The organism is Neosynechococcus sphagnicola sy1 (assembly GCF_000775285.1).
Classification (GTDB): domain Bacteria; phylum Cyanobacteriota; class Cyanobacteriia; order Neosynechococcales; family Neosynechococcaceae; genus Neosynechococcus; species Neosynechococcus sphagnicola.
On record NZ_JJML01000021.1, the window covers coordinates 26,186 to 39,925 of the forward strand.

The 13,740-nt window shown below is 51.9% G+C and carries 11 protein-coding genes and 3 pseudogenes; 1 reads left to right on the top strand and 13 read right to left on the bottom strand.

Translation table 11 applies throughout. From position 1 onward, the window contains the following. Positions 1-20 precede the first annotated feature (20 nt). From DO97_RS10635 to leuB, 5 genes and pseudogenes are all read right to left on the bottom strand, one after another. Positions 21-794 carry an isoprenyl transferase gene (locus DO97_RS10635; protein WP_156120527.1) on the bottom strand — a complete coding sequence of 258 codons (774 nt, stop codon included), beginning with the start codon at positions 792-794 and terminating at the stop codon, positions 21-23. A 112-nt stretch (positions 795-906) separates the two neighbouring features. Beyond that, positions 907-1,557 carry a ferritin-like domain-containing protein gene (locus DO97_RS10640; RefSeq protein WP_204368569.1) on the bottom strand — a complete coding sequence of 217 codons (651 nt, stop codon included), beginning with the start codon at positions 1,555-1,557 and terminating at the stop codon, positions 907-909. Beyond that, the gene (locus DO97_RS25060) at positions 1,538-1,897 is read right to left on the bottom strand and encodes a hypothetical protein (protein WP_204368570.1); all 360 of its coding nucleotides are present in this window, start codon (positions 1,895-1,897) and stop codon (positions 1,538-1,540) included. The genes DO97_RS10640 and DO97_RS25060 overlap by 20 nt, the downstream gene beginning before the upstream one ends. 169 nt (positions 1,898-2,066) lie before the next feature. Beyond that, a complete protein-coding gene (locus DO97_RS10645) occupies positions 2,067-2,333 on the bottom strand; it encodes a DUF7219 family protein (RefSeq protein ID WP_036533225.1) in 267 nt (88 codons plus the stop codon). 136 nt (positions 2,334-2,469) lie between these two features. Further along, positions 2,470-3,569, bottom strand: a pseudogene (gene leuB / locus DO97_RS10650) (3-isopropylmalate dehydrogenase). A gap of 163 nt (positions 3,570-3,732) precedes the next feature. On the opposite strand from leuB, the gene DO97_RS23895 reads away from it, so the two are divergent. Further along, positions 3,733-3,906: a hypothetical protein gene (locus DO97_RS23895; RefSeq protein ID WP_156120528.1), complete on the top strand. Its 174-nt coding sequence runs from the start codon at positions 3,733-3,735 to the stop codon at positions 3,904-3,906. Between the two features lie 210 nt (positions 3,907-4,116). On the opposite strand, the pseudogene DO97_RS10655 reads toward DO97_RS23895, so the two are convergent. The 8 genes and pseudogenes from DO97_RS10655 to DO97_RS10690 all read right to left on the bottom strand — a co-directional run bounded on the left by DO97_RS10655 (position 4,117) and on the right by DO97_RS10690 (position 13,735). Beyond that, positions 4,117-4,990 (bottom strand): annotated as a pseudogene (locus DO97_RS10655) (S-methyl-5'-thioadenosine phosphorylase). Positions 4,991-5,273: 283 nt separating this feature from the next. Further along, complete coding sequence (gene rppB / locus DO97_RS10660; RefSeq protein WP_036533227.1) at positions 5,274-6,611, bottom strand: two-component system sensor histidine kinase RppB; 1,338 nt, start codon at positions 6,609-6,611, stop codon at positions 5,274-5,276. Beyond that, entirely contained in the window at positions 6,598-7,299 is a 702-nt protein-coding gene (gene rppA, locus DO97_RS10665) for a two-component system response regulator RppA (RefSeq protein WP_036533230.1), read from the bottom strand. Before rppA ends, rppB begins: the two co-directional genes overlap by 14 nt. Positions 7,300-7,303: 4 nt before the next feature. Further along, a complete protein-coding gene (locus DO97_RS10670) occupies positions 7,304-8,788 on the bottom strand; it encodes a multicopper oxidase family protein (RefSeq protein WP_156120529.1) in 1,485 nt (494 codons plus the stop codon). 188 nt (positions 8,789-8,976) lie between these two features. After that, positions 8,977-9,198: a hypothetical protein gene (locus DO97_RS10675; protein WP_036533232.1), complete on the bottom strand. Its 222-nt coding sequence runs from the start codon at positions 9,196-9,198 to the stop codon at positions 8,977-8,979. A gap of 102 nt (positions 9,199-9,300) precedes the next feature. Then, on the bottom strand, positions 9,301-9,810 hold the full coding sequence (locus DO97_RS10680; protein WP_036533234.1) for a hypothetical protein: 510 nt from the start codon (positions 9,808-9,810) through the stop codon (positions 9,301-9,303). A 57-nt stretch (positions 9,811-9,867) separates the two neighbouring features. Continuing rightward, a pseudogene (locus tag DO97_RS10685) lies at positions 9,868-10,584 on the bottom strand (efflux RND transporter permease subunit); the annotation flags it as partial. Next, positions 10,577-13,735, bottom strand: coding sequence for an efflux RND transporter permease subunit (locus DO97_RS10690; protein ID WP_036533237.1), 3,159 nt, complete (start codon positions 13,733-13,735; stop codon positions 10,577-10,579). The pseudogene DO97_RS10685 and the gene DO97_RS10690, both read right to left, overlap by 8 nt. Between the last annotated feature and the right edge of the window lie 5 nt (positions 13,736-13,740).

A 13,740-nucleotide genomic window follows, 5' to 3' on the forward strand; every position in this document is an offset into this window, starting at 1 on the left:
CGCTGTGTCCCGCTCCATCCTCAGCTTGATGAGAGTCTGCCAAAGCGGCGATCGCGGCGTTGGTAAGCCAGCAAAGCTCGATAAAATTCTACCCGGTCAAAGTCAGGCCAGAGTATTGGTGTGCTGTAGATTTCAGCGTAGGCCAACTGCCAGAGCAGAAAATTACTCAATCGCAGCTCCCCACTGGTGCGGATCAGCAGATCAGGGTCAGCAATCGCAGCGGTATCTAGATGTTGGGCAAAAGAGTTTTCAGTAATTTCGTCTGGGTTCAACTGCCCTCCCTGAATCTGGCGACCCATTGCCTGACAGGCGCGAACAATTTCCTGGCGACTCCCATAGTTGAGAGCCACATTCAGATAGAACGAGCGGTTCCCGGCGGTGGTTTGACGGGCGTAGTCCATAATTGCCTGGAGGGACGGGGGGAGGCTGGAATTATCGCCGATGAATTGCAAGTGCACCCCCTGCTGATGCATCACTGCCAGTTCCTGCCAGAGCATTTGCTCAAACAGTTGCATCAGAAAATTGACTTCCTCTAAGGGGCGTTGCCAGTTCTCCGTGGAAAAGGCATAGACCGTCAGGGAGGGAATCCCCCAATCCTGGCAACAACGCACCAGTGCCTTCAGGGTTCTGACCCCCCGGCGATGTCCCATCATCCGAGGGAATCCCCGCTGCTGTGCCCAGCGTCCGTTACCATCCATAATCACGGCGACATGGTTGGGCAGCCGTTGAGGATCTAGATCGGGCGGCAGCAATTGCCAGTCTGAAAGCGGGATCTGCGGCTGTAAAACATTCATAGTGATTGCCATCAAGGTCAAGCGTACTCGTGGTCTGTTCAGAATGTTTAGATGGGTGAAATTCTTCTCCCGCCATAAACTCTTTAGCCATCAACGAAAGATTCACAGAGTCCTAGCGGTGGGTGATGGGTGGGGGGGATAGTGGCCCCCGATCGCTACCGAGGAGTTCCTCCAGGTATGCGGGACTCAGGGTTTGGCTCCAGCGCAGGAGTTGCACCAGCATCAGCCCAAAGGTGTAGAATATTTCCCCACGGTTGAGCCAAGACCAACTCGACCAGTCCACCAAATCCATGAAATGCCGGAAGGTACGCACCAAGTCCTGAGTGGAGCGAAGGTGACTCGCTTCCTTGGCGGGGCTATTGGGTTCTAGCCATTGGCGTAGCGATCGCTGGAGGCGGTGGCCGTAGTGGTCAGGAAATGCCCAGAGGCCAAATCCCCAGAACTTGGCCATGTGATTAATTTCATCCTGCAAGAGTTCGTGCAGGACTTGCTGTAAAGCTCCGGTGGCATGGGCCATTAACCAGAGATAGAGTCCCGCAGCTCCGTACTCGGTGATCACCCGATGCAGCCCGTGGCGGTAAAGATCTTCTCGGGGGTTCTCCGAGGGTTGGTAGGGTTTGACAGGTTTGACCCTTCCCTCCCATTTATGGCCGCTCAGCTGTTGATAGATTTTCCCCAGGGCGGGGGTATGTCGCCGTTCTTCCTTTTCCCACAGTCCTAGCTCCAGCAGATTCCCCTGCCGATCAAAGCTCCCCCCCGACAAAGGTTGCCATGGGGGGATGGAGTTGTTGCAGGTACTGCCAACTGACCCCGGTATAGCCCCGGATCGGAGATTCAACGGCGATCGCCCCTGAAATTGCCCCCAGAAATACCTCTAGCCGTAACCCAATTACCTGGTTGGGGTGAATCTGTTGCAAATTAATCTCAGCCCAGGGGCGGGGGCGGGGATGATCAAACTGGGTGGGTAGATCTTCCAGGCGATCGCGGAGTTGGGCAAAGTCCAGGTAATGGTTCACCAAAACATGGAGGCGCGATCGCGTCTGCCAGGGTTGGGGACGGAGGTAAAGCCGTCCAGCGAGATCATCAAGCTTTGTGAGTTCCATGGCTGCCAAGGTGAGGATGAAGGATCATCCATGACCATAATCGGCACTTCTGGCAGAGGTCAGTCGGTCAAAGTCGGCGGTTCTAGAGTGATGGGTCGGAAAAAGTCGGATTACGGTTGTGGCGAAGTCCCTATCGCACCAGATTTTCTAGCCATCATCCAGGTATCAATCAAGGGGAATCCCCATCCGGCTGATTCTCCCCAATTCCCAGTCCATGCTTACTTAACTTCAATTCCTTCCACAGCTCTTTAATCCGTTGATATGCTTCTTTGGAGGGCATTTTACCTCCGGTTTCCAGGGCACAAATGTAGCCAATCTTTTGGGCAAACTCCTGCAAGTTGGCATTGAATGCCAGATTCTCAGGGGTAAACTCGCCACGATAGCGACTGCGAGGATATAAAAAATGATCTTTATCGGGGGGCTGTTCCGCGGACATCGCTGGGACCTCTCAGTTCTCAAATTGGGCGATTCGATTCCTAAGACTTTTGGCTATAACTAGGTTAATTCATCCAGCCGGACATTATTGCCAAAAACCACCAGCTAGATCGGGCAGTCATCAGTGCAGAGAACCCTTACCCCTGGGCAGTAGCTAAAGCCTGCATCAGTGCTGCTCCCATCTCTCGACATCCCACCAGGGTCATGCCATCGGACATAATATCGCCAGTCCGGAAACCCTGATCTAAAACCGTCAGCACCGCTTGCTCCAAACGATCAGCCGCCTGGGGCTGATGCAACCCATAGCGCAACATCATGGCAGCGCTCAAGACGTGGGCAAGGGGATTGGCTTTGTCCTGTCCCGCAATATCAGGAGCCGAACCGTGGACTGGCTCAAACACTCCAAGGCCATCCGATCCAAGACTGGCCGAGGGCAACATGCCAATGCTGCCTGTGAGCATCGCCGCTTCGTCGGAGAGGATATCCCCAAATAAGTTACTGGTAACAATTGTATCGAACTGTTTGGGAGCCCGCACCAGTTGCATGGCGGCATTATCGACATACAGGTGTGACAACTGCACCTCCGGGTAGTCTGCGGCCAACAGAGTGATGCGATCGCGCCAGAGTTGTGACACCTCCAGCACATTGGCCTTGTCCACCGAACACAACTGCCCCCGGCGTTTTTGGGCAACCTCAAAGGCCACCCGACCAATGCGATCAATCTCCGATACCGTGTAGGCCATTGTGTTTACACCCCGTTGCTCTCCTAATTCGGTGGTAAAAATCCCCTTGGGCTTGCCGAAGTAGACACCTCCTGTCAGTTCCCGCACCACCATAATGTCCACCCCCTCAATCACCTCCCGCTTCAGGGTGGAGGCATCAATTAATTGGGGCAAGATTTTGGCGGGGCGCAAATTCGCAAACAAGCCTAACCCCGATCTCAACCCTAACAACCCTGTCTCAGGTCGCAGGTGACGGGGAAGGGTATCCCACTGATATCCCCCGATGGCCGCTAACAGCACCGCATCGCTTTGGCGACAGGCTTCCAAGGTAGCAGCAGGTAGCGGTTCCCCCATGGCATCAATGGCCGCCCCCCCGAATCAAGGCTTCTTGAAATTCAAACTGGAGATGTAGCTGTTGACCTAGCCCCTGTAGCACGTCTACGGCAACGGCCATGATTTCCGGGCCAATGCCATCCCCCGGTAATAACGGTGATCCGGTAATGCTGCTGGGTCATAGGTCAGAATTCACAGGTTGGGTAGGACACAGGTTAATTATCATACCCCCGTTGCCCCCCCTGAACTCAACCCCACAGGTTGTTACAGAAGATTCACAGTTGCTCCCCAAGTCTGTCATTTGCGCCCCCTAAAGTGAAACTATCAACTCAATGGGAGGCGATCATGAACACTCAACTAACTGCCAAAGCAACGGTCTTCGCGGGTATCGCCGCTGCTCTGATCTTGATTCCTGGCCACTACGCAGCTTCTGGCCGCTGGATTCCTGCCCACTACTATGATGGCTCTGTGGCTCACCAATATGTCGGCAACGGCATGGCTTACCGAATAACGAGCTAAAGCCGTTAACCTAAGCATGGAGGTCGCCCCCCATGCTCGGCTTCAGAACCGGACGTGAGAGTTGCCGCTCATCCGGCTCGTCTCCAGATTGACCCTTGACATGGGTACTAAGCTGAGTCGAGGGTTTGCCTATTCCACCGTGTATCCGTTCGTGGCAGTGACGGTGAATGGCGGTCAAAGTTTTCCATCGGATCGTGAACCCATCGGGGGTTAAAGATACTTGCTCAGCAACAGTTTTAGTTTTGCTTTTGCCGTATCAGGGACATGGGCGACGGGGGGTTAAAATAGCATACTTCAGCGCCGAGTGGGCATCGGAGCTAGGGGGATTTTGGCTAAGTCGCCGCACAGCCTCCTGAATGACTTTCTGGGCGTTGCTGGCATTGCGGTGCAAATTCCCCACCACCATCTCGACGGACACCTGGTCGTGATCCGGGTGCCAGCAGTCATAGTCTGTAACCAACGCCAGGGTTGCGTAGGCCATCTCGGCTTCCCGTGCTAATTTAGCTTCTGGTAAGTTCGTCATCCCAATGATGGTTGCGCCCCAACTACGGTACAGATGGGATTCTGCCTTAGTTGAAAAGGCAGGCCCTTCCATACAAATGTAGGTGCCACCATGGTGGAGTGTCACCTCTGGAAGGTTCAGACTGGCAACGCTCTCAGCTAAAATAGCTGCTAGTTTTGGGCAGATCGGATCACCAAAGGCAATGTGGGCAGCAATTCCCTCGCCAAAAAAGCTAGAAACTCGATTCCGAGTTCGGTCAATAAACTGATCCGGTACGACCATATCTAAAGGTTTAACTTCTGCCTTTAAAGAGCCGACAGCGGAGGCGGAGATCAAATACTGAACCCCGAGGCTTTTCATGGCATAGACATTGGCGCGAAAGGGGAGTTCCGTGGGTAATAGGTGGTGGTGGCGACCATGACGCGCCAGAAAGGCCACCTGTGTGCCTTCCAGGGTTCCTAATATCAAGGCATCGGACGGCTTGCCAAACGGAGTGTCAACTTGAATCTCCTGGACATCTTGCAGCGCTTCCATTTTATACAGACCGCTACCGCCAATGATGCCAATTGTTGCCTGAGCCATATCACTATCCCTACTCCTTGACAGTCCTTCCGTAGTTTACCGATAAACCAGGCCAGGAGAGAAACCGGGCTGATTGACTGACAAAAGGTTGATTCAAGATCGGTGAAATGCTTGCCAGGATGGCAATAGCAGTACTTGCGTGAAGTAAACGGGAGCCAGCGTTCGTTCTCAGAAACTGTTTGAAAAGATGAGCAGCCGCGTATGAGGGAAGGCTGGGGAGGGTGAAATATGAATTCGTCGATTAAAATCCAAAACTCAAGCTGGGTAGAGTGACTCTAATTTTTCAAACAAGTTCTAAGGGCAGATGAAGGGTAAAAATACTCCCTTTACCCACCTCGCTATGAACTTCGAGGGAACCACAGAGTGTCTGGGTAATCGCTCTGGCAATTGCCAAACCTAAGCCTGCACCGCCAGTTTGACGAGAGCGATCGCTGTTGACGCGGTAAAAGCGATCAAAGATCCAAAGTTGCTCCTGCTCAGGAATTCCGATCCCGGTATCTTGAACTTGAATCAAAGCCTGCCGTTCCTCCCTATGGAGCCGGATGGTCACCTTCCCCCCCTTGGGGGTGTATTGAATGGCATTGGTCACCAGATTGGCAACCAGACGATAGATCTGCTCTTCATCGCCTAAAACAGTAACGGGTTGATGACTGACAATCTCTGTGTGTAATTGCAAATTTGCCGCGATCGCTAGGGCTTCAAACTCATCCACTACATCTGCAATCAGGGAATTGAGCTTCACAGCTTGACGCTTGAGGGGCAGCACTTGCAGATCCATACGGGAGAGGAGTAGCAAATCCTGAACCAGTTGGATCAAGCGATTACTTTGTCGTTCAATTGTCTGTAAGGTACTGTGAGCCTCAGCGGTTGTTAAGGGTGCTATTTCTAGAGCCGACTCAATGGTGGCTTTGGTTGCAGCTAAAGGGGTTCGGAGTTCGTGAGCAACATCCGCTGTGAACTGTTGAATTTGTCGGTAGGACTGATAAACTGGCTCCATGGCTACCCCTGCTAACCCCCAACTGGCAACCGTTACCAGCAGCATGGTGATTGTCAGGGCAGCTAAAAGTAGCCAACGGGTTGTTGAGAGGTGGTGGTCAAATTCTTTCAGCGATCGCCCAACCTGCATATAGCCCCAGGGCTGATGATTGGCTGTTGTCAGCAGTAAGGAAATATGGTGATACCGCTGACCGTTGTGATCCTGTAAGGTTTGCCAGAGTTCGTTGTCATTCACAAAGATCAGGTGCTCTGGTTGCTGGCCAATGGTAGCGATCAATTGTCCTGATCGCGTGAGGAAACGAGCATAATATCCTGCCTGTTGAACCGTACCTAAAATGTGTCGTTGCGCTGGTTGATTGGGACAGGAAGAGCCTACCCAACAAAGTCCTGGAACAATCTGCTGTACCCGTGCCTCAATCTGTCCCGGTTCTCTGAGATTGGGTTCCAAGCCATCATGTAAGGTTCCGGCAACCGATTCTAGCTCTCGGTGGAGGGCATGCCAGTGAGCCTGAGCCATCATGCCATAGAAGGCGGCTCCACAAAGAGTCAGAATGATTCCCATAACGCCGACATAACAACTCGTCAGACGCCAGCGGGTGAGATTAAAGAGCTTACTTTGATGCATGGGCCAGGGAGAGGCGGTATCCTAACCCATAAACGGTTTCCAACAACTCATCACAGCCGTAGTCAGCAAGCTTGCGACGCAGCAGTCGAATTTGGGCAGGAACAACATTACTGATTGGATCAGACTCAATTTCCCAGACTTGCGTCATCAGTTGATCGCGGCTTAAAAGCTGGTTAGGGTGCTGCATAAAATACTCCAGCAGTTGAAATTCCTTAGCCGTCAATTGAACCAATTGCTCACCTTTTGGGGTTTGCACGGAGATCGTGGAAGTTCCATAATCGAGTCTCAGGTTACCGACCTGTAGCTGTTGGGGTTGGAGATGGGGCGATCGCCGATTCAGTGCCCGGAGTCGTGCCTTTAATTCGGCGATGCCAAAGGGTTTGATCAGGTAATCATCGGCACCAGCATCCAATCCCGTCACCCGATCTTCGATCCGATCTTTTGCAGTCAAGATCAAAATCGGTAGCGCGTCATTTCGGGATCGGACTCGCTGGCAGAGTTCCAGACCCGACACCCCCGGCAACAACCAGTCGAAGATTGCCACAGTGTAATGGATCTGCCGACTATCCAGATAATCCCAGGCTACTGCGCCATCCTGAAACCAGTCCACAATGTACTTCTCACGACTCAAACTCTGCTGAATTGCCACTCCCAGATCAGGTTCATCCTCGACGAGCAGAATGCGCATGCGCCTAACCTTGTATTTCTACCATTCCCATCATGCCGAGATCTTCATGGTCGAGTACATGGCAGTGATAGACGGTTTTCCCGGCAAAGTCGCGGAAGGGAATGCGAATCCGCACCGTTTCATTGGCACGAACTCGGAGGGTGTCTTCCCATGCCTGGTAGGGATCGGGCTTGCCATTGCGGCTGATGACTTGAAAAGGGTTGGTGTGCAGGTGAAAGGAATGTTCCATGCCATCGGGGTCAAGGTTTACCAGCTCCCAATCTTCTACCGTTCCCAGTTTCACCACCGCATCCACTCGATTCATATCAAAGGTTTGATTATTGAACAGAAATGCCAGTTCCATGCCCATGCCATTTCCCATCCCCATGGCCATTGACATCTCGATGCGACGAGTTTGACTTGGTTGGGGTAAGGTCTCAACCGGAATTAGCGTGTGAGGGAGGGGCAATGGTTGAGCTACTGCATCCTGGTAGGTGACGATCGCGATCGGCTGAGTTGTGTTGGATGAATGAGTGATTCCCCCCATCATCCCACCCCCCATCCTGCCGCCATGCATCATGCCACTGCCCATGCCTCCGCGATCGTAGGGCAGGCTCAGCAAGCGGTACTCTCCAGGGGGGCGATTTCCCTGGATCAGTACCTCTGCCCGTTCACCGGGAGAGAGTAACAGTTCTTGCAGTTCCACGGGGGCGGCGATCGCACCCCCATCCGTAGCCATCAAGTAAAAGGGATGATCCTCCAAGGTCAGTCGGTAAAACCGTGAGGTGGAAGCATTGACAATCCGAAACCGCAACAGGCCTCCCGATGGTAAGGCAAAAGTGGGATTCACCTGCCCATTGACCGTCAGAATTGACCCTTCTCGCCCCCGCATCAAATCCATGTGCCCAGGCACCGGAATTTGCCCATTGGCATTGAGGGCAAAGTCTTTCAAAAACAGGAACTCTTCTTGAGCGGCGCGGATTTCTGGAATGTCGTCCAATGCGCCGCGAACAACAAAAATACCGCCTAAGCCACCAAACACCTGTGCTGCAACCAGTTCATGCAAATGGGGATGGTAATAAAAAGTTCCGGCAGGATGATTTTTGGGCAGGGTAAATTCGTAGGTCTGAGTTCCACCGGGCGGAACCCTGAGAAAGATGTTGTCAGCAGTGCCCGTAGGGGGGATATGCAGACCATGAAAGTGAAGATTGGTTGCCTGGGTCAGACGGTTCGTGAAGCGGATGCGTACCGTATCTCCAGGTTTAGCTTCCAATCGCGGTCCAGGAATTTGCCCGTTGTAGGTGATCAGGTGCGCTTGCTGCTGCCCTAGGTTGAGGGTAGCAGGCCGTGCTTCTAAGTCGATATCGAGGTGACCGTTGATGCTGGTTGTTTGGGTAGTTGCAATCTTGGATGGGGTTGAAAGGGTTCCATTAGCACACTGGGGCAGCAATATAGCTCCCGCTGTAGCTGCACTCAGAAAGATAAACTTACGACGATTGATTAGATACATATACTATTTTGGCCTTACATGAGTATGTTTTAGCTATTGAGATGATTTCTATAAACCCGTTATAGAACGTAATGCAAAGTCGTTGATTTGAGCCTTATTGAATGTGCCATTACAGTCCTGCTCAAAACTGTTTCTTGGATATCACCATTTTTAGCCCCTTCGAGAGAAACTGATTGAGGTGATATACTTTATTCTTGAAGCAGCGTTTTTTTACTTGTCTCTGCGTTTTTCCTGCAAGCATCTCGCCGTGTCTGGGCATTTCGCCAAATCACGTTGCGAACGTTGGCCGGGTGATTGGGAACGGGGGGAGTAGAACGATAAATTTCCCCTCGGCAGGTTACCTCCTTCGCATTTATAGGCAGGGCGGTGGCAATCAGTAGAATGGCAACGGCAGTCAGTAAGCGTTTCATTTCATGTTCTCTGTTAATATCGAACTCAAAGAGTCCTCTATTAACAGAGTGGCAAGCGATTATAAAACTAAGATGAAATGCTGCTCTACAGCGATGTAACCCTTACCGCTTAAAGCTAAACCGACCGTTGACCTTCTCACCATTGATATCTGACAGAATGGTTACTTTGTAATCTCCGGATGCAGTTTCCGGTAGAATTCCGGTGTAGTGCTTGTCCTGGGCATCGTATTTGAGATCAATTGCCTTTTGGCTGCCATCAGGGAGTTGAACTTGAGCTGTCACCTTGGCATTTTTGATCGGGTCGTGGTTTTCATCCTGGAGTAGATAAAAGTCAAGGTGTATGGCGTTGTCTTCTTTCTCTGGCACAAACTCTAGATGGTAATCCCCAGTCTCAATTACCTGTCCGTTATGTCTAGCTTCGCCATGATCCTTATCTTCTCTATCTGCATCTAATTTCCCGATGGTTTGATTAGTAGGTATAGAAGCTGTAACTGATGGACTTGCAGCAGGGCTGCTCGCCGTGTTTGCAGTTTGCTTCCCACTGCTACAAGCCACTAAAAATAGGAGTCCGACACTGCTTACGGAGATCAAAAGGGTCTGGTATGAACGCATGACTATTTCTCCTGGAAAAGACGTTGAAAAAAGTCCTCAAGCTGTGGCAATTTTGGCCTGACTTGGCTTGTTGAGGGGAGAGATCGCCGTTTGCACATTTGCCTTCTCCGCCGCCTCTGTGACATCCTTTAAAGTGACATCTAAGGCGCTCAACTTATTCGGGTCTACCAGTACTTGATACTGACGGACATCCCCACCAAAAATCACAACTTGAGCAATTCCAGGAACAGCTAACAGACGGTTTTTGACTTGCCAGTCTACAATCCGCCGCACCTCCATCAGGTCGATTTTGGATTGGGTTGCCTCTCTGGCATTCTGCTGCTCTACTGTGAACGCATATTTGACGATTTCGCCGATGGGAGAACTGGTCGGGGTAATTTGGGGTGTTAAAACGCTACTGGGAAGCTGACCTTGAGCTTGCTGCAAGCGTTCGGTGACAAGCTGACGGGCGCGATAAATGTCGGTGCCCCAGTTAAAGGTCATTCTGATCACCGAAATGCCCACGGCTGAGGACGATCGCACCGTTTCTGCGCCAGGAGTGCCGTTCATGGCGCTTTCAATGGGACGGGTCACGAGCGCTTCTACTTCTTCCGGTGCCAGCCCCGGTGCTTCGGTTTGAATTTCCACCTGCGGTGGCGCAAACGATGGAAACACATCCAGCGGCATTTGGGTAATCACGCGAATGCCCCAAAGGCTAATCAGAAGCGAAGCAATGACCACGAGCCAGCGTTGGGCGATCGACCATTTAACAAGCGTGTTGAGCCAATTAAACATTGCTGTGCTCCTTTGTCATACTCAAGCTGGAAACCTTGCCACTTCTGGCTTTACTCCCTCGCTGCTGCGGGAACAGGTACTTACCAAAGCGGGCATAGAGAGCCGGTAACACAATCAAGGTCAGGGCTGTGGAAGTGACAAGTCCACCCAACACAACGATCGACAGAGGTTGCAGAATTTCCTTTCCGGCTCCACCGGCAATGACTAATGGCGCTAACCCCAAGGCTGAAGTAAAGGCAGTCATTAAAATGGCATTCAGCCGTTCCATGGAGCCTTTGACGAGTAAATCTTGCAGTAGCATGCCTTCGGCAAACTTGGTGTTGTAGTTGTCTACTAGGAGCAAGCCATTCCGGGTCGCAACGCCAAATAAGGTGACAAATCCCACCAGCGAAGCAATCGATAAGATGCCTCCTGTGAGTGCCACTGCGATCGCACCTCCGACTAATGCCAGAGGCAAATTAATCATGATCATCGCGGTGGAGGGGATGGATTTGACGGACAGATACATGATGACGGTGATGACGACAAAGGCGATCGCACTATAGAGCAAGATGCTTTGGGTGGATCGTTCTTCAGCCTCAAACTGTCCACCATATTGAATGAAGTACCCTGATGGCAGTTGGACTTGCTGTTTGACTTTCGCCTGAATTTCATTGACAACCGACCGCAAATCTCGCCCACTCACGTTGGCAGACACTGCCAGCAAACGAGAGACGTTTTCTCGACTAATCGTGTTTGGACCTGTCGCCTCTCGGATTTGTGCCACCTGTGCCAAGGGAACTTTCTGGCCGTTGGGAGTATCAACTAACAGGTTGGCGATCGTGGTTGCACTATTGCGAGCTTCTGGCTGCAACCAGACCAGCAGATCAAAGGTTTGCTGTTGTTCTAGCACCTGCGATACAACCCGCCCATTCAGAGCTGTTTGAATCGTTTTGGCTAGTTCTCCGACGGTCAAACCGTAACGACTGGCCGCCACACGATCAAAAATGATTTGGACTTGAGGCACAGGAACCTGGAGTTCTGGTTGTAAATCCACAATCCCATTCACAGATTGCATGGCAGTGGTGACTTCTGCTCCGATATGACGCAGTTCTGCCAAGTCAGGCCCAAACACCTTGACGGCGATCGCGCTCCGCACTCCCGACAGTACTTCATCCATGCGGTGAGAAATAAAACCACCAATATTGGGTGCCACCCCTGGTAATCTGGAAAACTCCTGTCGCAATTTGGCAATACTGCCTTTGCGGTCTTGCATACCTGCTTCGCTCAGTTCCACATCCAGATGGGCACCATTCACGCCCGCCGCATCCGCATCTCCGGGTGCTCGTCCCGATCTCATCTGCACATGTTGAAAGCGCTTGTCACCCTTTAAGGCATCCTGCATCACAAACCCAGCAGCGTTTGTGGATTCAAGAGAGACACCCGGATAGAGCATCATGGCATTGACCAGCGATCGCTCCTGAAACTCTGGGAGAAAGATGCGTCCAAAGGAGGGCACGATGATCAGGGTGGCAATGAGCATGGCAGCGGATGCCGCTAAGATAATGCCAGAACGCTGCATCGAGAAATTTAACCAGGGCAGATAAAGCCGCTTGAAGAAACGTGCCACCCAGGGTTCCGTTTCTGGCAGATGACCCTGGGGAAGCAAAATTGCACAAAGGGCTGGAGTGATGGTGAGAGCCGTCAAACTAGAGGCAATGACGGCTGCCATGTAACCGAGTCCCATGGGGATGAAGATGCTACCTTCAACCCCACTGAGGGCAAAAATCGGGGCAAAGACGACGATCGTAATCACAGTTGCCCCAAACACAGAATCCCGCACTTCCTGACAGCCGTCATACACGACTTCTAATAACGGGCGAGGATGAGCAGAATGTTTATTTTCTCGTAGGGAACGATAGACGTTTTCGGCATCGACGATCGCATCGTCTACCGCAGAACCGATGGCTACAGCCAGCCCGCCTAAGGTCATGGTGTTCAACCCCTGCCCCATCCAATTGAGCATTGCCACTCCAATCAACAGTGACAATGGCAGAGCAACCAAACAAATCATCAGGTTGCGCCAGTTCATTAAAAATGGAATCAGGATCAGTGCAACGATAATGCTGCCTTCCACTAAAGCCTCGCGAACATTCTCGATCGACGCATCAATGTAGTCTTCTTGACGGAAGGTCACGGTTGTTGCGACATCTTTGGGCAGCCCTGTTTTAACCTCTTCCAGCGCGGCTTCAATAGCCCGAGTCACTGTTGGGGTATCTGCTTGAGGTTGTTTGTTAATGAGTAGAACGATCGCGGCTTTGCCGTCTAGACTGCCATCCCCTCGTTTAATCGCGGCTCCAATTTTTATGTCAGCCACATCAGCCAGCCGAACAGGTTTGCCGTCTCGTGCTGTAATGACCGAATGCCCCAAATCTGCGATCGATTCAATACGCCCCACACCCCGAATTAAACGTTCGCGATCGGGGGTAATTAAGAAGCCCCCTGGTGCATTCACGTTGGCAGCTTCCACTGCTTCTGTAACTTGCTGTAATGTGACATTAAAGGCTTGTAGCTTGGCCGGATTAACGAGAACTTGATACTGCCAGACATCTCCCCCATAAGCCACCACCTGAGCCACACCCGGAACCGCTAACAGACGGTTCGTGATTTGCCAGTCCACCATCCGCCGCAAATCCATCAAGGAAGTACTGCCCACAGTCTTCTGATCTCCGACCGTCAGCCCAACCATCAAAACGGTACTAATGGGTGAGGTAATGGGTGAAAGTTGAGGCGTTTCAACCCCTTCAGGTAGCTTACTCCGCGCCTGCTGCAAGCGTTCCGTTACCAGTTGGCGTGCTCGATAAATCTCTGTATCCCATCTGAAAATTACTTTGACGACGGACAACCCAGCCGCCGAGGACGATCTCACGGTCGTGACTCCTGGCGTGCCGTTAATGCCGCTCTCAATGGGTAGGGTGACCAGGGATTCAACTTCTTCCGGTGCCAGTCCTGGGGCTTCGGTTTGAATCTCAACTTGTGGGGGAGCGAAACTGGGGAAGACATCCAGTGGCATTTGGCTGACAGCTTGGAGTATCCAGACGGTCAAAATCAAGGCACCAGAAATCACCAACCAGCGACGGGCGATCGCCCATTTAATAATGGCATCAAGCATGACTA